This is a genomic window from Enterobacter cloacae complex sp. 397G4 (genome assembly GCF_050031515.1).
In the GTDB taxonomy this organism is placed as follows: domain Bacteria; phylum Pseudomonadota; class Gammaproteobacteria; order Enterobacterales; family Enterobacteriaceae; genus Enterobacter; species Enterobacter hormaechei_C.
In genome coordinates, this window is record NZ_JBLGWE010000002.1 from 272,853 (window position 1) to 291,300 (window position 18,448).

Below are 18,448 nucleotides of genomic sequence, written 5' to 3' on the forward strand. Positions count from 1 at the left end.
GTCTGTTGCTCGTAAAAAGAATGACGCCGGTTTAAAAGGCGTCGCCAGGGTTCGGGCTAAAACGCAGGGTTGCCATCGAGGAAGCTCATTGGCTGGCCAATAGCGGATGCCACCCTGAGAATTTCACCTGGTGTGGCATAACGCAGCATTTCAGAGCGTCCAAATTTCTGATACTCATCTACTGACATCTTTCTCCACTCTGGGTGAGGATCTTTTCCGCACAGTGACCAGTTGCTTTCAGAGGAATCACGACGGAGAACGTACACATCAAGCGAGGCTGTAAGCCCACTTCCATATCCCCGCTGCGCTACAATACGAACCTGAGAACCATCGTCGCGTTGCAACGTCTGGGTTAATTTCGTGATAGGATCCTGAGAATGCATGCCATTTACCTCGTTTTCAAAAGATTTACCGTAAGTAAATGATACCGAATCGAGAATTCTGGCTAATAGGTCAGAAGAAAAAATAATGAATATTTTTGAAGTGTAGGATAATGATTAGAATAAAATGGCCTGAATAAATCGCTAGCGGTTAAATCCGCTTATTTCAGAGAAGCTCTGATTTAGTAGTTAGGGAAAACGATGCGGTGAAAAGTAACTTTTACACCGCAATTCAGAAAAAAGTTTCAATTAGTCACATTACGAATAACCCGGCTTACTTTCGCATGTGCGTTCCCCTGGATGTTAAAGTAAAGCCCCTCAGGCAGACTCGTCGCCCACTTAACTCCTCGCTCAGCCATACGCTTCGGTGTTTCCAGCCAACCACGAGGAATATTGCCCGTAACGTCACCGATAACCCGTGAAATGCATGCTGCTACCCGGATGCCGCCGGGAATATCGCATTCGGATTCAACAATATGCATAACCTCAAATAAAGCACCATGCCGCTGGACATGATCGCCAATGTGCAACTCGATAGGAGAAACCATTTCTGTATCTGACTTCATATCTGTCCACCTTTAATTTAGAAACCGTCTAAATTACCAATATAGTTAATGTACCGGATGTTAATTCAACAAGTTCTGTATCACAACCATCAGTTTTTTTTGTTGGGTCTATATCGGAGAAACAAGTGAATATTGAATACACTCGTTAATACAGACAACCGGAAATGAATGGCACCCTAATTATCTCTGCGGCGTATGCTAAGCCGTTAATATTGTCATTTTATGGTAGAAACAATGCAAAATGAATAAACCGCTTGTCGCTTCAAACCACTTTATCAAAACCGTTAACTTGCATTAAGCCCGATACAGTTCGGCGAGCTCGTCCAGCATGGGGTTACTCTTATATCCCGGTGCGGCCGTAAAAAGGTTTCGGGAAATCGCCAGCCATTCCATGATTTTGTCCGTCGCCAGCCAACGTCTGCCAAGTCGCTCGGCTGCGATGGGAACTTTATGCAGGCCAGCGAAGGGATCTACAACAAGATCTCCCGGCTCTGTCAAAAACTCAATCAGAAACGCTGCAAGCCTGGTAGGAGACGTTGCACCATGCAGCGGAAAACCTAGCTCGCGGGCAATGGAATGGCAAAATCTCGTATCAGCGCAGCTATTGCCGTAAAACAAAGTATTTTTGGGGATCGTTCCTTCTGTTTTATTTCCAAAGGATCCGCTTTTAAGCTGGTACGCCCCATCACCATAAAAGGTCGTGCGATTTTCACCGCCTGCTGCCTGCAATTTAAGATGCTGCTCTGAATGCGGTTGCAGTACACGTAAGTTGTTTGAACGAACCTTACTCGCATCATTGGTAAACCACAGCACAGGCTCATACGATGAGCAGAGCTGCACTCGTTGCTTACATGCCCAGTGCGTTGGCGATGGGGGCTTACTGCGATTCACCCACTGAAGCCTGTCCATGAGCTCAAGCCCCAGCTTGTCACATAATGCCAGTGTCAGACGCTCCAGATACAGAGAACGTGAAGGCCTGCCCCTATTAAAGCTATCTTGAGTGATATTCAATGCCACACTTGCGCCGGGTACAAGCTGTTTCACGATCGGTTCGAGGATACGCAGAAGCCAGTCAATATAAACCTGCTCGCCACGCCCCCCGCCATGCCCGTAGTCTCTTGAATTTCGAAGGAGGTAAGGCGGCGAGGTCAGGCAAAGATGAATTTGCTCTGTGATATTGCTGAAGAAGGCATAGGCGTTTCCAAAAACCGATGCCCCAAGAGAAGTTGAGAAACCGACAACACAGAGCTTTTCCCATGACTCGTGTAGGTTTGTTTTCGTCTTAGAGGAGTATCTCCAGACGCCCCGTTTTTCTGGAACGCGTTCGATGACTCCGGCCTGCCGAAGAGTCTGCTGAAACCAGCGTACTTTGTGTTTGACGCCGCTGGTTCTGGTTTTATCTGACCCAAATTCTTTCAGTTCGTGCAATTCGGCATCCGACATGCCAGTTTCACGCTGCACTTCGCGATAAAGCTCGTCGTTGCTCAACGGCAATTCGGAGGCTGCGTAGATCCGTGCAATTAAATCCGTAGAAATCGTGCTCATCAGCCATCCTTAATGGAGATGCAGTTTAAATATCGGCCTGATGGTTGGAAGGGGGATTACTAAATCAAACCGATCTGTTTATTTATAGGCTTTGTCAGGTCATGCAGCACAGCTGGGCATGCGCAAAGAGACCCAGTCTTCTTTAGCGGAGACACCTTCAAAAGTTGTACTCAATCAGCCCCAAGATTTTGAAACTCAATGTGCTTTTGCTCACACTCCTCCCTGCCCCACGAGCCCTGCCATTCACAGATGTCCCGGTACTTAATTTCCAGCTTATCCATCTGTGAGAGGTTAGCTGTTGCGAAGTCTGGCCATATGTCGTGCCAGCATGCGTTGTACGTGACGCCTGCTGGTGGGCAATACATCATTGCATCAGCATGGATAATTTCAACGCGAGGATCGTTTGCAAACGAGGCCGCAACGAGGTTAATAACGTCCTGTTCTTTTTCAATTACTGTTACATGGGTTACATCTTCTTTTTGAAGAATGGCGTGAAGCACCATCCCCAGACCAAGACCATTAATGAGCACGCGCCCGGTGGCTCGCTCTAAAAAATCCTGGCAGGTTCTGATCTCCATCGGGGTATTGGACATCACCACATCCCAGCCGTTGGACAAACGCCGATATCTACCGGGCGGGATAAACTCGTCTGTATTACCTGTATACTCGGCACGAAGGGCGAGGCTCATCGCCTTATCTGCGGTAATTTCGAATGTGTCCAGTTTCCAGGTTCCGGACGTGCCGTCTTTAACGGGTAAATCAGAAAAGCAGCTCTTCATCAAGGCAACCAAAATTCCAGTAATGTTGTTACGCTGAACCTATCACAAACCTGCTCTTAATACAGTTATCAGGAGTGACAGCGATCTTTGAGGAATCGTTTAAATCACGGGCATCCTGTAGCGGACGCCCGATATTTAATCAAATGTCGCAGGTGTTAAAGGAAGCGTTGCAAAGTTGCAACGTCTTCTGGAGCAACCTCCACGCAGCTCCTGACACTGTAGTGATTTTCGCCGTTGTAGTCGTAAACCCCACCGTCTTCAAAACTCAGCTGTTCAAGCTCGCCATGGCACTCTGAAATGAGTGCCGTCTGGCAAGCATTTTTCTCACAATCGCTGACGAGTAACCGAACATAGCTATTCTCATGGTCGCCGTTTCGGTTCTGGATTTTAACGATAAAGTGTTTTTCAGACATTTGTGCCTCCAGCACAGTTTGAGGTTAATTTAGCGTTGCCCCGGCTCACCGGGGCAAGAATAAATCAACCCTTAATGAAACTGTGCCCCCAGGTGTTAGGCTTAAATGCCTGCTCTTTGATATATGTTTTCATTACCTTGCAGGTTTTTTTCAGGGCTTTGGTATTGGCATCGGTTACTGAGATAAAATGGCGAGAATAACGGTTTTCCCGGTATTGCTTATCAGCGTTTGGGTCAATTGCTTCGCTTTGCAGGAGTCCTTCGTGCCTGCCAATTACTATTACGTAGTTCATTTCACCTGAAACACGATCCGTGAGTAATTGAATGGAAATATCAGTCGCTCGCGTGGCCTGGCTAGCAGAAATTTTTGCATGTAAGAAAGCTCCCTTTCGAAAGTTGGCCGGAGTCAAACCTGTAATATCCTCGGTGCTAAAATTAAGTGAAGATAGAGTTGAAAATAAATCACAGCTAATGACTTCAGTATTATTAGACATAACCCGGCTCCGCTCATATTCATGTTAAGGTAATTATATCAGGTTGATAGCATTACCTAATAACTTGGTGGCAAAAAGTTGTGGTTTTTGATTAACTAAAATTGATGTTCTCAATACTGCTCAAGAATTCTTTCTTTACACCCGGAGTAAAAGGTATACGTTCAATGTATTTATAAAGCGTCGCAAAGGTTTTGGTTTCAATGTTTCGTGAAATAACATCATCAATCGGGTCTTCGAACATATTAATAAAAACATCAATATGCTGCTCTCCGCTTTCTGAAGCTAAAGAGAGAATACAGACCACTTCAATGTAGCGGTTATCCTGCTCTGCAATGAACAACCAGTGCCCTTCGTTAAAGGCTGGTGCAGCACTGAAGCGTTTTACAACAATTTCTGAAAGAGCATATCCTGCCTGATCCAACAGATTAATAAAGTTGAGTTGAGTTGAAACCACGTCTAACGCTTTCATAAAACCTCCTTTTCATCTGTACTTATTATACTGTTACCCATCCCCCCAGCTAATAACCTCCCAGCAAACTTTCAAAAAAAATACCACCTTTAATTAGAATTGAACACATCCTTTTTAAATAACAAAAAGGATTATGAAACCCACAATGTTTGTGATGTGCCACCAAGGAAAAGTAACTTTTATGTGCTCATAAATCTTATTTCGTATTCACTTTCCTTTGTCTTTCGGTCGTAGATTATCAGGGGAAGCATAAGAAGAATATGTGAGGTTTAAGCAAATGCGGTGATCGGGCATTATAATTTGGTGAGGCTATTATAAGTGGATAAAGATAGTCGTAGGTATAGGATCAGGTTAAATTGCATTTTCCCGGTTGCCTTCCCTGGCCTACCGGTTTCAGCTCAGATACTAAGACCAGCGGTAATACTTAAAATATTCCTCATTTGCAGCTATAAACTCCCTCAAACCGTTCATTAATCCCTTCTCAAACGCTGTCACGATAAACCGGTAACCGTCCAGTGTTTCAATGTAGTAAATACCGCCTGGTGTAATTCCAACATGCAACACCTCGGCTGTCATCATAAACTGGCCTTCCGGAAAATCATGCGAAAGGTAAATGAAACCAGTAGTGGCCGATGCGGGTGTGGCATTCACTAAGACCCCGTTAAACTGCTGCCCGTGCCTCGCCGGTACAAGCTCACTTCCCCTGGTTGACTTATCAAGCAGCCTCTTAACATCTTTTTCTTCTTTTAACGAGGTATAGACCCGCACATCACTGTCATCACCTGGGCGAGAGCCGGTGCCAACATGAGCAAGACGACGGTAAGCACTGCGCATATTAACGTGGCAGGATGCCCCTGCTCTACCCTGAAGCCTTACGCCAAAGTCTTCGCAAAGTAACAAAATCTGACGTAGCTGGTTTTCATGCACGGACGCTGAGAGTGAAAGATTGAAACAGGAAAAGGTCAGTTCTAAAACCTTTTCGCGTTTGTCATTGAAATGAGCTTCCAGCCTGATGACTGGCTTTTCCGACATTGCAAAAGCTTTGTCCGTTACTCTGTACCGGCATTCATCTCCGAAACATTCTTTAACAACGCTGGCTATGACCGTGTCGTGTTCTCCATCTTCCGGAGCTGGCACAAAGATTTCAAATTGTGCCGGTGTATCCGGCTCAAGCAGAACGGGATAGAGACGCGGAGAATTAAGCAAAGCGCATTCAGAATTAATGAGCTTAACCCAGGCGCTTTTGTCGTCCGGATCCTTAAGCTGCTGTCCAAGGTTATCGCAAAAGTCAACTATCTGACGGGTATGCTCATCCGTGACTGCACAGATCAGGTTAAGACCATGCGTGGCCATACGCAGTTCCCGGGTTCGGGACTGGGAATTGATCGACCAGGGGTTAAGTGAAAGCGAAATAGGGCTTATGGAAGGGACGACCGTCTCATTCTGCAAATCTGTAAGCTGGCAGTTCGCAGTAGGCTTCGGGGAAAGGGTACTAAATATGTAACTTGCCTGTTGTTTAGTACTGGCCTGGATATAAAACATCGCGTCCATGCTTGTATCCCGGGATGAAATTGAAAATAGCTTCATTTTTAACCTTAATGGATGAGCGATTTATAGTCATGTGCAGACAAATGAACATTATGTGCGCCATCATTCCATTCAAAGAATAATCGATACTTAGAGTTTACTCGAATGGAGGAATAACGGTTTGACGTCATTCTTAAGCGTTCATAACGCAAGCTGTTGGATAATAACTCCCGCTCACTCTGGACATTATCCAGCGTTTCAAGTCGACACAGAATCGCGTTAATAATTTCAGAAGGAATACCTGCCGTTGTTTTTCCATTACGGAAGAACTTTTCAAGCCGTCTGTCTTTAAATGAATGGATCATAGTTCCTCCGTAATAATTGACCTTAAAATTAAATTAAAAGGGCTTTGAATTAATGAATACCTAAAATGCGGGCGGCAACTGCCAGCTGCTTATCACTTAACTGACGCTGGTGGGTTAAAGAAGACTTAAGGCTTTCCAGAAAATTATTACTACTGGATTGTTGGGTGATTGCATCAACCATTTTTTGATGAGACCTGCACCATGCTGTGAACGCAGAACTGTGGGCGCTTTCAGTCCTTAAACGCTCGTCTTGCAGGGATGCTGACACTTTGCGGGCAGCTTGCGCATTAATGCGGTACAGCGCATTCAGCGTGTAAGCAGTACGGGTCGTTTCGAGGCTGTAACCCGTGGCTTTACAAGCCATACAGCGACTTCTATAAAAATGCTTACGCTCTCCCCGCCCATTGCATTTATCGCAAACAATACGAAAAGTATATTCCGCAGTACCTTTTACAGAATCAACACAGCGGATTTTTGCGCTGGAGATTTCAATTCCACTGCGATCATAATATTTGGTCATAATGTGATTCCTCCGGTTAGTTCTGGAGTAATCATGACAGAATGAATCTACTGGCTAATAACCTGAGAGTAAATATTTTAAAAAAACATTGAGAGAGGGGCTGCAAATTTATACACGAAGGATTCAAATATAATTTGTTTAAAAAATTAAGAGCATTCTGAAGTAAAATTGCATCAAAAAGCATTCATGGATAAATCATGTACTGGTGCCAGCGATTTAAACGAGGACATTGTTCCGGTGTAATTACACAGTTTAGCATCATAGATTATAACCAAAAGGAAGGAGTCCTTCCCGTCTCGGGAATATTACTTTCCCGTTTGCAGTTTAAGAGACACTTAATGAGAAAGTAATAATTAAGTCATGCTCAACTCTACATTTTACATTGAGGATGGCGTAACAGGGTACGGCATACTACCGTACCCTTGTGTAGGGTTTATGTTTGAGGGAATTCTATAGTAAATGTGGCCGTGCCAGATTGACCACTTACAGCGGGAGTAACGGGATATGTGCGCTCTTCACCATTACCAAGATCCAGTGACAGCGATTTAGTTTCACCAGGCTGGACCGTAACTCCGGCAACCGTAACGCCGAACTGGGCGTTTTTCTGAACAGTCAGGGTTCCGTTTAACTGTCCGGTAATGATAGAACCGTCCTGACGACGCAACACACTGGTTCGGATGATGGCCAGCGGCGTGTTGTCCGTTGCTTTCAGTGCTACGGCTGTGGCCAGCGTCTTGAGATTATCCAGCATAATCAGGTTAGCTGGCTGGTAGGTAAAATTAAGCGTTTTAGTGGTCCGGTTACCTGATTCGTCAATAGCCAGAGCCTCCAGATGATACATCTGTCCCGATTCGTCAGTATTGGGGAAGATTCTGGGGTATTCAGGAATAAAGACATCCTTGGATAGCGGCGTGAATGCAAGGGTGACCTTTTCAGAGTTAGGTCCACCAGCGAGCTGAAGCGATATCAGGGAAGCATCCCCAGAGGCATCAGTAACGCTTATGCGTAGGTTCTCAAGCCCTTTAACCAGTTTTCCTTCTGCGTCTGCGCCATTAAAGCTGAACGCAATAACCGGAAGCGTTGAGTCAATTTTCAGCGGTGCATTAAGCGTTTTGGTTCCTGTGTTTCCAACAAGATCCGTGGCAGACACGCTAACAACCGTATAATCCCCGTCCGGTAGACCAGCGTATGAGAAAGTGGCGTTTTTGGTTTTATAATCGCTTTCACTGACAGTCACAGGCTTCAGGGTGAAAGTTTCCCCCCGGGCATTTTTAAGGGTGGCTTCGAAAACTTTGGTATCCCAGTAGCTGATGTTCCAGGCGTTGACGCGATCATTATCGGTGGCCGTCATAGTGATTGTCTTGGAGGCCTTGTTTACCTGAGCGACATTAACCACCGGTGGGTTGTTATCCCAGATAACCGTAAAATTACCAGCAAGCGCATCGAATATGCTGTCACCATCTTTTCCCGAGTAAAGATGCAGATACTCAAATCCTTTGTCACTGGTGTAGTTGAAGTTAACCGTCATCTCGCATGAACTTTGTCCGACAGGAATAGTGCAGAACCAGGCTGCATTTTTTACCGTTCTGAACTTTTGCACGTATGGTCGGGGTTCTGCGGTTACCTTTATGCGGCTAATGGTGGCGGTTTTAACGCTGATTGAGGCCTGAGTTAACCACTCACTGGTATCACTCCGGTACATCTCTTTAGCCACTATCTTCGGGGCTATTTCCATCGCCGGGGCTGGAGTGAAGTTGAGGGAGTTATGATGAATTCGTCTTACTCCTCCCGCCAGAGTCTGAAATTCATGATAAGTATCCCCCACATTTGGATATATGTATTTGAAAGTATAGATATTATAAGTGCTATCGGACGTCTGGAAATTCGAGTCCGCCCAGCCATATTTGGAACCGTTAACAGCAGTAAAGTCACTTTTCTTCCTTAATACCCGTACGGAAATAGGGTTCTGGAAGACGGTCATGCCAGACTGATAGGAGACCCATGATCCGGTAGTGGCGTCCTGCACCTGGATGATATCGTCAGGCTTAACCCGATCAATTACGCTTCGGCGGCTTAGTTCGCTCCTGTTTCCCGCTTTGTCATAAAGGTAGATCCCCACTTTATATTCAGAGCGGTTTTCCGGTGCCAGGGCATTGCTGCTTGCGTCGGCGACTTGAACGGTTACGCTACCTTCCACTGTATTAATTTCCGCTGGCTTTTTACGCTCCACTCCAGCGGCATCGGTTATGAAATATTCAGCATTAGCAAGCCCGGAACCTTTATCACTCAGTCCATTAAAGACCAGTGCCTGGACGCTGGCGTACTGCATACCGGCTGGTACTGAAGTGAAGATCGCTTCGCTGCCAAAGTTCCACCCATTTCTCGTATAACTTATGGTACCCGTTGCCGGAGGCGTTCGGTCAATTGCAAGCGGGTAATCCTGCCGGGAGACCTCCTTCCCTTGCAAGTCGGTAATCACCTCTCTGAGGGTGAAGCTATCTTCTCCCATCGCTGGTACGGTCAGAGTCTTGCCGTAATAATCAAAGCCTGTCGAAGATGTGGTACGGTCATCAACGGTAACCAGGCTGCTTTTCGTGCTCCAGATGAGGCTCCCGTCACTTTTCAGCAGACTGAGCGTAATATAACGGTCCAGACCGGAAATAACGGCAACGTCAAAGCTCGTTACCGGATTAATCCATACGGATGCAGGCGATACGGTCTTTTTAACGTTCAGGGTATCTTTAAAGCTGAATTCTGCGATTTCAGCGGAAGCTCCTGCGCTGAAACCTGCAAATGCAATAAGCAGGGCTAGTTTGATTTTCATGGGTTGTCTCCTGATCAGGTTCCCCATGATACTTTTTCAGTGTTCGTGATCTTTTCGGGAAAATAGCTATTTTTGATGTTTTTCTTTTCTGCCCGGCGGGACTTTTTTGTTTACGTGAATGCAACAAAACCAGAAAAGTTACTTTTTGATAGGGTAAAATTAGGTTTCCCTAATTTCCAGAAGCAAGCGAAAGCAGAACTAGCTTAATAGCCATTAAGAACGCCATACCTATTGATAAATAACGCTCCTTACATTTAATGATTTGAGCATTTAAAAATGAATTAGCGAAAGAATTTTGGTTTGCTTTTTATTGCATGAGTAAAACAGTATTAATAATCCGGAGCCATTAGAACGTACTCTAAAGACTCCGGTATACAGATATCTTGCCAGTAAAAATGGCCTTACTCCTCATCATCCCCCAGCGCTTTTTTGATGGCGCGGCGGCGGGCTGCATCACCTACACGATATCCGACTGAATATACGTCATTCAACCGGCGCAGAATAAGATTTATTTCCTCATCCTGAATGTAGGCAGGTAAACACAGAACCACGTCGCCATCTTCATCATAGACTCGAACAACTTCCTTCTGCCCATCTCGCTCGCGAATAATCTGGACATGCTGAACCCTGGTGTATTCTGGGTTTACGCTCATTTTAAGTATCTCTCTGTAATTGTTGTTACCAGTTAGCTATAAGCCGGATAATTCTGGTATTCAGTGTTCTGCACAGCAATCGCCTGCTCGTGGATCATTGACACTGCCAGGCGGGCTTTAACTCGCTTGCTGGTGAGAAAACGCTTCACTTCTTTAAGTTCGCTGCCAGCCGACAGCATATTGAAGACATGCTGTTTGAGACTGTTGTTATTTTTGGCCACTTGTTTCTCCATCATCTTTGTACATGGTTATTTCAGGCTGGCCTGCCAGATCACACACGTTATCCATATGCTTTTGGACCCAGTCTGTTAGACCCAGACCTTCGGCCTTTGCCTGATTGACGTAACGCAGTTTACGTTCAGGGGTAACCCGCATCTGTAGTTGTGCCGTCGCTGGAACCGCCTCTTTCAGGGCGTTAAGGCCCCTCTGATCACGGGCCTGAATTGATGGTTTACCGCTAGGCATCTGATGTATCGCTCTCCCGGCGAGCGGTGGACAGCTCTATTTCTTTTGCGATAGCTTTATCTATGGCATCCAGCTGCATGGCAAACTTGATTTCAAGCGAACAGCGTAATGCCTTCAGGGCGCGTTCTTTGGTGCTGTATTGTGGTATGCCGTTCTGGCTACCATTCATGCCTCGCATGCGGCGGGAGGTTGCATCGACAACCTCTCCCTCTTCCCGTGTGCCGTGAACCGTAGTTCCGCTCCATGTCGGATAAACAGTGCCAGTGGCGGTGTTGAAGCTCCAGCCGTTTTGGTATTCCCCCGAGACCTCTGGTACGGGCATATCGCGTTCAACGCCATAGTCAGACCAGCGTAAAGCGCGGTTTATTCTGGCCTGTGCCACCAGCTCATCATACGCGGCTTGTTCTTTTTTATTCATCGCCATTTAGGGCAATCTCCTTAGAGGGGAATTAGGTGTTATATCGGTACGTAAGTGCTTTTCAGGCCTAATCTCTGACAAGGCCTGATGTGCCAGACTGCCGTTGCATTCACCGTTTTATGGCGGTTGACAGAGCCTCATTAAGAGCCGCAATTAGCTCAGGCGAAGTCGGCTCCAGATTTTTGGAAGCGTTCAGCAGCTCCTGAAGTGAAGAGATTTCCTTTGGCTCCACCTGGTTTGTTTCAGGTGCCGTTTTTTGCACTTCATCCAGTGTACGCTGTGCACCGTTATCCAGCACCAGCACCCCCCCGGCACGAATTTCTGAAATGGTGCGCAACGTATACATCAATTTATCCCAGACACGGCTACCAACCTCGAACCCGGAATCAGCTACTTTTTCTTCATTATGCTTTTGAAAAATTTCTTCTAACCAAGTGGTGAAGCGCTTTCCAAAAGTATTGGCGGCTAAAGAAGTGCAGGAATAAACCTGTTCAACCTGTTTTGTTCCATTTTTATCAGTGAATGTAATGAGACCGATTCGGCCACTGTTAACAGTGTAAAAGCGAGGTTGAAAGCCAGCTTTGAGAAGGTTTTCAATAGCTGAAAAAAAATCTTTTTTGAGCATCGGTTTCAAAATGGTTTTCCTTTTATGCCCGGTGCCGCCGGGGCGGTGGCGTTAAATATACGCCATGTAAGTAAATTAATTTATACCCATTTGATTGTCAATACAAACAAAAAAACAAACCATGTTTATTATTTTATCAACGATGCTATTTTAAAGTCCGTCTAAAATAAAAAACCAAAAAGTTAAATTTGAAGCCGTCCTTCCTAAATTCATTTCTTGCGCATATTAGCACCCTGCTTTAAGTAAATAATTTTTGAAAAAGTTGTCTGGAGGTTATTAGCTCGTGCATCTGGATTGGTAATATAAAGCCAACACAGAAAAGGAAAACAAAATGTATAAATTAGTATCTCCTCGTGAACTGACTGAGATTATTACCGGTTTACTGCTTAAACCTGAACTCCTTGGTGAGCTGGACTCACCAGAAAAGCATCGGATGTTTATGGCAGATTTAGGCCGCGTGGTGGCCGAACATTGTGGAGGTCTGGTAAACAGCGTCGTCTTGCCAGGAACAGAAGTTACAGTGTCGGATGGGTTACCGCTTAATGGCCAGCCGGTACGTTATCTCGGAATCAAAGAGAACATCCCTCACCTCCTTGTAGAGCCTGATGCTTCCTTACCTTCGCTCGCTAAAAACGTCTGGATGTATGCAGATCCTGAAGGCTGGAAAGAACATTTTGGAGCTGAGGAAGACTGCCTTACTCCTGAAATGATGCAGCTGTTCCGTAAAGGTATCCAGGCTCTTCAGAAAGAGCATGACACCCCTGAAATTAGCCTCACACTTCAGGACTGGCGCCTGGAGGAGGAAACACTGCCAGAAGAGGACAGTCAGGCCTATCAGGTCAGCGTTACCGGCCAACATAACATCCACTGTGAAGTTGTTAACAAGGAAGGTAACCCCTGTTTTGGTGTCATGTTCGAAATCGATCAGGGTGTGCCTGCCTTACACATCAACACCGGCGGGGATATGTTGCTCCACATTCATTGCGCCCATAACGGACTCGTTCTGACCCCTGATGCAAGCGGTCAGCGATTTGATAAGGCTCCCGTTGACCGCTTCTCTTATAACAGCCCATCCCTGCTGTTGTCTGCCGACTAACCAAGGCCAAATCTGAATTGTCCCGTTTAAGTAACCAACCCGCTGCCGCCAGGCGGGTAAATCCTCTTAATGGAGTTTTAATGCAAATCTCAACTGAAGTTCTGAACGTCTTATCTCGCTGCCGTGCTGAAGGGAACTTTCTTTTCCTGGCCGACCAGCTCGACCGCAGCATTTATGTTAAGACAAACAAAGTGCTCGAAGCCGCCGGTGGCAAATGGAACCGAAAAGAGCAGGCACATATTTTTACGGCGGATGCAGCTGAGCGTATCGAGCAAATCATTCTGACAGGTTCGGTTGACATCCCACGAGATCTGTTCAATTTCTTCCCTACACCTGAGAATTTAGTCACAGATATGGTTCTACGCGCTGAACCAGCTGCCGGGGAGCGTGTACTGGAGCCAGAGTTTGGTGATGGCCGCATTCTGAAAGCCTTAAAACTGGCGGCTCCGGATGCATTGATTACCGGGATCGAATTGAACGATGAGCGATTCCTTGCAGTGAAGAACGATAGTGTCCTTAGCACAGGAGTCGAGCTGGTGCATACCGACTTTCTTGGGTACCAGCCCGATGAAACTTTTGATGTTATCGTTATGAATCCACCATTCCTTAAACGCTCTGACGTTAAACATGTCATGCATGCCATCGCAATGCTCGCTAAGCGAGGTCGCTTACAGGCCATTCTGTCAGCTGGGGTATTGTTCCGGGAAGACACACTGACAAAAGCGCTCAGGGAGCGAGTCAAACAACTTGGCGGACAAATTTCGCCTCTTCCGGATGATACATTTAGGGAGTCCGGAACAAAGGTCAAAACAGCCCGCCTTGAAATTGATCTTCGCCGCTAACTGACAAGCAACCGGAAAGAAATCTTAATACGAGTAGCCGGTTAAAGTTACCTGACCGGCTTAACTGACTAAATCAATAAAGAGTGAACAGAAATGACGCATACTGCCGTTTCTCAGGCTAATAGTGCTTTGCAGCTACCCACGGTGGAGCATGTCTACGCTCTTCTGAAAGCAAATTGTAAACCTGACCGCTTTGACGGGCGTGACGGACCCGTGTGGGGCCAGGAATACTCGTGGAATCTGGCAAAAGATCGCTTACAGGATCTGGAGAAATACGGTAAGGCATATGTCTCCCGTCATGAAGACCGTATGGGGGAAGGATTTAGTTTTGGTCCTGACCTGTTAATTATTCGCTAACGCTCCTAATGCCTGATGATATGGTAAGCACAACTGGAAAAATATGTTTTCAAAGCCTATGACCACTTTCACACCAGAACGTATTGAACAAATTTTGGAATTTGCCGAGGGTAGTAACCCAAGCGAAGCAATGAGTCTCAGAGCTGACGAAGTTGCTGTACTGGCACGTATTGGAAAGGCAGTTATGTCGATTGCGCCTGTTTATCAGTGCGAGTTTTGCCACCATGACGCAACCGGGCAACTTCAGTGGCACTGGGAAGATGTGAACAAAGCTTTTTATGATAAATACGATCCAGACAGACGCGGAAGACGTCGAATCCTCTATACCGCCCCGCCGATGCCTTTAGTTTCGGCTGACCTGCTTAACATGGCTTCATCTGCTATTGAAGACTTGCTCACTAACAAAGACAGAAGTGGTGCGGGAATGTGGAATGACATTCCAGAACAGCTACGACGCGCAGCAGAACTGGTAATGGATAATAGCCGGGCCGCTGAAACAGAAGCGATGCTGATGCGTCTTTATGTAGAATGTGACACAGGTGAGCGCAGGGGCAACGGCACTCAATCTGGCGTAGCAATGCCTTCTTGGCAAACCGTTGAAGAGGCACGTGTGTTGCTAGGGGTGAAATGATGCAGTTCTCGCCAGGGCAGTTTGTAATTCACAACAAGAAGCGCCTTGCGGAACGAAGGTAGACGTACTGACTGAGGTTCACTCCCCTCTCGACTGGTGGCGTAATGCCGCCAGGTTTTGATTCATATATGCCGTCCGTTAACGCATTTATATCTGACATACCTAATTTATCCTGATTCTTTTTTACATAAAGTAAAAGCATCACTTAATGCGATATGTGGATGCCGATAGTTTCAGGCTAATGTTATAAGTTTTGCAATCGTTGCCAGTTTGGACACCACAGAAATGTCAGATGTAATTCCAAAAAGAAAGATTTCCGTCCTGAACGCACAATAAGGTTTGTCGAAAGGCAAATTATAGATTTGTAATTTCGAGCACCATATGGAGAAGTTTTTTATACTTTTACGAACATAGTGACCTTTAGGAAAAGCTTAAAATAACACCAAACCTAAAGGGGAATAAGAATGAAACATCTCGCTTTTATTACTGCTGTAGCCGGACTCGGTATGTCTGTTCAGGCCCCAGCTCAGATATATGAATCGGCCTTTAAAGACACGAACGGTATTGAGATCCACGCCCCGTCTTCTCGTCTTATGCTTAATCCGGCATCACCGGTAACTTTGACACTTATTTCAGGTCTTGATCGTTTCGTTAATGTCAAAGTCACGAAAGACACTGGAACTGTCATTCTTAATACTACGACTACACGGACGGGTGTATCAGACCGACTAACAGCTGCTGACGGTAGTGAGTTCTACGGCAAAAAAGTAACTTTGCCTGCTTTGGGTGAAGGCAAATTTGTCGTTCAGATAAACGTGTTAGATCTCAATCAGAAGCCTGTAGCGACCTATAACTATAACTGGCTAATTGATGTCACCCCTCCAGCGGCAAATGCTCTTACCGCTAATACTGGTTCTGGCTCTACCGCTGGTGACGTGTGGAAGCTTGGATTAGAGGCAACGGGGCAGTATGACTTCACCTCTTCGGGCGTAAGTGATGCAAATGGTATTGATAAGGGCCTAATATATATTTACAGGCAGGACGGTAGCCTCTACAGCACTACACAGATGCAGTATGACGTATCCGGCCAAAAGATGTACCACACTTACTCTAAGAATTCAGTTAAGGGAACCGGAATACCAGACAGCAACCTGGATGAAGACTTTACTGCAAAAGTTGTTATCTTCGATAACGCAGGTAATAGCCGAACGCTGCCAACTCAAAAATTTCGCTACGACAACACGCTGGGTGAGATGACACTGTGGGCCGTTCATGATCCAAATACGTCTTCCAGCGTCGTACCCGGGGTTTCTAATTATCCGGCTTACAAAGCCGGTATGGTCGTTAACGAAAACCCTATTCGATTAGTCTACCGGATCCCAAAATCTAACTACCGTGCTTATTCAGAAGGTGGGCTTCAGTTCATCAATCAATATTCCGCCCCCAAAGAGATAGCTGTAGACAGCACTTATGCTTATGTTGAAATGACTCTTCCCTATGGCTCAATTAATGGGGATATGGCTCGTATGGCGAACTTTGGCCAGTGGGGAGGGTATTATCCGTCATACAGCCTCGTTCTAAACCCATCTGCAAACCAAACGCCTGCATTTGCGGGTACCTGGGTAGATTTCCTCGATGACAAGGGGAACTGGGTTAAGTGGAAGGATTTTGAGAGTGTGGCTTCATCACGACTGCCAATTAAAATTTCCCGACTTCGTTTTAACGTTGAAGCCCGGCCCTTTGCACAAGAGATCGGCGGTAAGGCGACCTGCACCATTCCGGCAGGAAAAACCTCGTGTGAAGCGCCTGAGACGTTTGATATGGCCTTGGGTACCCAGGGCTACAATAGGATCCTTTACTTCGTTCGCAGCATCAGCAATCCCATTTTGCGGTCTGAGCAATGGATTATGACACGCTGGAACAATAAACAACTGCCGGTAATAAACTCGATATCATATGACGAGACTAACAAGCAGCTGGATGTACTGGCGTCACTTGAAGGCGATGGTAACTGGTTCGACTCGGTCTCATTGAGGGAATTTTATCTTTCCGATAAGAACACCGGTACCCGGATGTCACCCACAGGCGTAATCAAATCTCGTATCTCAGGTAACTACACGATTGCTTATGATTTATCCCGTCAGTCTGAAGGAAAATACAACGTTGAGGTCAACATCAGGGACTTCTTCCAGAACCAGACCAATAAAACTTTCGGAGAAATTGCTCTGGATAACACTCCTCCGACAGTGGCCATAACATTCGACGGAAAGCCGGTAAAAGACGATACGGTAGTGTACGGCCTGGAGAACCTCAGGATCGCTCTGGCAGATAATCTGACAACCCCGAGGATAACCCGTCTTCAGCTCGTAGGTGGCCCCACAGCTGATAACGTTGAGCTTACGTGGTCACCGGCAGGCAAAGATACATACATGCCTGAGTATCCGAGGCTGTTCCCAAATTTCGAACCATCTGAAAATTATTCAATTAGCGTAACAGTTGCCGATAGTCAGTCGAATACCAAAACCTATACTCAGAAGTTCAGTTATCTACCGAATAACCTTGTGCAGTTACATAATCTACGCACATTATCGGTCAGTTCGCCTCTCAAAACGACAGATGGCGTACCCCTTGCGTACCTGTCCACTAACGTTCTGCGTAAGACAAATGGAGAAATTGCTAAAGGGGTCCAGAACGCAACGCTGACTGTGCGGAAGGATGCAGCCTTCGGTATTAAATTTAACGGGGCACAGGCGGCTCCAGGTGAGTCAGTTGAGGTGCAAATAGATATGGGCCAGGGGGATAATCTTCTGTTACCCGTTTATCCTTCCGAAAATGGGAAAGTTGGCACCTCAGAATTCATGATTCAGATCGACGAGTTGAAGTAACTACCCGGAGCCGACAGTAAAACTGACGGCTTCAATTTTACTGCCCTCCTTGACTCCGATCAGCCAGTACGTCTTCAGAGATTCGCAAGGAAGAACCGAAAGAAAAGTTACTTTAATCGTACGTTTCCAGCGATGCTTTTAAAAGACAATGCACACTCGTTGATTACGACAATGGGAGTGAGTGTCGAAACCCTTGAGTAAGGATACCCGGTAAATATACAGCCCCGGGGATCCTCTTCCTTCAACCGGGGATGACAACGGTAGTGAGTCCGGCAACTCACTCCCGTTGTCACTTCTCTGACATATCGTCATACGAGCTTACTCAAGTGCATCCACAAAGATGGGATCGTTTTGAATCTAAACTGGTACTGGTTAGCCAGTCACTTGCATCTATTCCCCCGTCGATACTTAAGTGACAATTGTAGTGATCTGCAATACTGGTGTCTCAGAAACACTGACGACGGTAGAGACTCAATACCCTAACCCCTGACAACAGGAGTGAGCTTAGAGGTGTTACGCTGCTGTCACTTAATGCTTGGGAATTGCCTGACTCACAACCATTGTCATCCGGAGCTACTGATTAACGTTGAACCGC

20 protein-coding genes are annotated in these 18,448 nt (G+C 46.1%); 5 read left to right on the forward strand and 15 right to left on the reverse strand.

What is annotated here, in order from left to right; all coding sequences use genetic code 11:
• Window positions 1-56: 56 nt before the first annotated feature.
• From ACQG1Y_RS25100 to ACQG1Y_RS25170, 15 genes are all read right to left on the reverse strand, one after another.
• Entirely contained in the window at window positions 57-383 is a 327-nt protein-coding gene (locus ACQG1Y_RS25100; RefSeq protein WP_000556022.1) for a hypothetical protein, read from the reverse strand.
• 242 nt (window positions 384-625) lie between these two features.
• Entirely contained in the window at window positions 626-946 is a 321-nt protein-coding gene (locus ACQG1Y_RS25105; protein WP_000834113.1) for a hypothetical protein, read from the reverse strand.
• Window positions 947-1,240: 294 nt separating this feature from the next.
• The gene (locus tag ACQG1Y_RS25110) at window positions 1,241-2,491 is read right to left on the reverse strand and encodes a site-specific DNA-methyltransferase (protein WP_000104393.1); all 1,251 of its coding nucleotides are present in this window, start codon (window positions 2,489-2,491) and stop codon (window positions 1,241-1,243) included.
• A 170-nt stretch (window positions 2,492-2,661) separates the two neighbouring features.
• On the reverse strand, window positions 2,662-3,270 hold the full coding sequence (locus ACQG1Y_RS25115) for a hypothetical protein (protein WP_000833775.1): 609 nt from the start codon (window positions 3,268-3,270) through the stop codon (window positions 2,662-2,664).
• Between the two features lie 155 nt (window positions 3,271-3,425).
• Window positions 3,426-3,683: a hypothetical protein gene (locus ACQG1Y_RS25120; protein ID WP_001290639.1), complete on the reverse strand. Its 258-nt coding sequence runs from the start codon at window positions 3,681-3,683 to the stop codon at window positions 3,426-3,428.
• 64 nt (window positions 3,684-3,747) lie between these two features.
• On the reverse strand, window positions 3,748-4,176 hold the full coding sequence (locus tag ACQG1Y_RS25125; RefSeq protein WP_000069824.1) for a hypothetical protein: 429 nt from the start codon (window positions 4,174-4,176) through the stop codon (window positions 3,748-3,750).
• Between the two features lie 91 nt (window positions 4,177-4,267).
• The gene (locus tag ACQG1Y_RS25130; protein ID WP_000645320.1) at window positions 4,268-4,645 is read right to left on the reverse strand and encodes a hypothetical protein; all 378 of its coding nucleotides are present in this window, start codon (window positions 4,643-4,645) and stop codon (window positions 4,268-4,270) included.
• A gap of 405 nt (window positions 4,646-5,050) precedes the next feature.
• Complete coding sequence (locus ACQG1Y_RS25135; RefSeq protein WP_000339750.1) at window positions 5,051-6,196, reverse strand: hypothetical protein; 1,146 nt, start codon at window positions 6,194-6,196, stop codon at window positions 5,051-5,053.
• Window positions 6,197-6,240: 44 nt separating this feature from the next.
• A complete protein-coding gene (locus tag ACQG1Y_RS25140) occupies window positions 6,241-6,537 on the reverse strand; it encodes a type II toxin-antitoxin system RelE/ParE family toxin (RefSeq protein ID WP_000581857.1) in 297 nt (98 codons plus the stop codon).
• A 49-nt stretch (window positions 6,538-6,586) separates the two neighbouring features.
• Window positions 6,587-7,057: a hypothetical protein gene (locus tag ACQG1Y_RS25145; protein WP_000170639.1), complete on the reverse strand. Its 471-nt coding sequence runs from the start codon at window positions 7,055-7,057 to the stop codon at window positions 6,587-6,589.
• A 433-nt stretch (window positions 7,058-7,490) separates the two neighbouring features.
• Entirely contained in the window at window positions 7,491-9,881 is a 2,391-nt protein-coding gene (locus ACQG1Y_RS25150; RefSeq protein WP_000694552.1) for an Ig-like domain-containing protein, read from the reverse strand.
• A 401-nt stretch (window positions 9,882-10,282) separates the two neighbouring features.
• A complete protein-coding gene (locus ACQG1Y_RS25155) occupies window positions 10,283-10,534 on the reverse strand; it encodes a hypothetical protein (protein ID WP_000115760.1) in 252 nt (83 codons plus the stop codon).
• A 32-nt stretch (window positions 10,535-10,566) separates the two neighbouring features.
• Window positions 10,567-10,755, reverse strand: a complete 189-nt coding sequence (locus tag ACQG1Y_RS25160; protein WP_001107529.1) for a hypothetical protein — start codon at window positions 10,753-10,755, stop codon at window positions 10,567-10,569.
• A gap of 236 nt (window positions 10,756-10,991) precedes the next feature.
• Window positions 10,992-11,423: a hypothetical protein gene (locus ACQG1Y_RS25165; RefSeq protein ID WP_001251242.1), complete on the reverse strand. Its 432-nt coding sequence runs from the start codon at window positions 11,421-11,423 to the stop codon at window positions 10,992-10,994.
• 103 nt (window positions 11,424-11,526) lie between these two features.
• Window positions 11,527-12,042, reverse strand: a complete 516-nt coding sequence (locus tag ACQG1Y_RS25170; RefSeq protein WP_012695482.1) for a hypothetical protein — start codon at window positions 12,040-12,042, stop codon at window positions 11,527-11,529.
• A gap of 331 nt (window positions 12,043-12,373) precedes the next feature.
• Between ACQG1Y_RS25170 and ACQG1Y_RS25175 the strand changes: the two genes are divergently transcribed.
• From ACQG1Y_RS25175 to ACQG1Y_RS25195, 5 genes are all read left to right on the forward strand, one after another.
• The gene (locus ACQG1Y_RS25175) at window positions 12,374-13,138 is read left to right on the forward strand and encodes a hypothetical protein (protein WP_000277498.1); all 765 of its coding nucleotides are present in this window, start codon (window positions 12,374-12,376) and stop codon (window positions 13,136-13,138) included.
• Between the two features lie 80 nt (window positions 13,139-13,218).
• The gene (locus ACQG1Y_RS25180; protein WP_001447802.1) at window positions 13,219-13,980 is read left to right on the forward strand and encodes a methyltransferase; all 762 of its coding nucleotides are present in this window, start codon (window positions 13,219-13,221) and stop codon (window positions 13,978-13,980) included.
• A 93-nt stretch (window positions 13,981-14,073) separates the two neighbouring features.
• The gene (locus ACQG1Y_RS25185; protein WP_000149862.1) at window positions 14,074-14,337 is read left to right on the forward strand and encodes a hypothetical protein; all 264 of its coding nucleotides are present in this window, start codon (window positions 14,074-14,076) and stop codon (window positions 14,335-14,337) included.
• Between the two features lie 43 nt (window positions 14,338-14,380).
• A complete protein-coding gene (locus ACQG1Y_RS25190; protein WP_000491820.1) occupies window positions 14,381-14,968 on the forward strand; it encodes a hypothetical protein in 588 nt (195 codons plus the stop codon).
• A gap of 464 nt (window positions 14,969-15,432) precedes the next feature.
• Window positions 15,433-17,853: an Ig-like domain-containing protein gene (locus tag ACQG1Y_RS25195; protein WP_000681217.1), complete on the forward strand. Its 2,421-nt coding sequence runs from the start codon at window positions 15,433-15,435 to the stop codon at window positions 17,851-17,853.
• The last annotated feature ends 595 nt before the right edge of the window (window positions 17,854-18,448 follow it).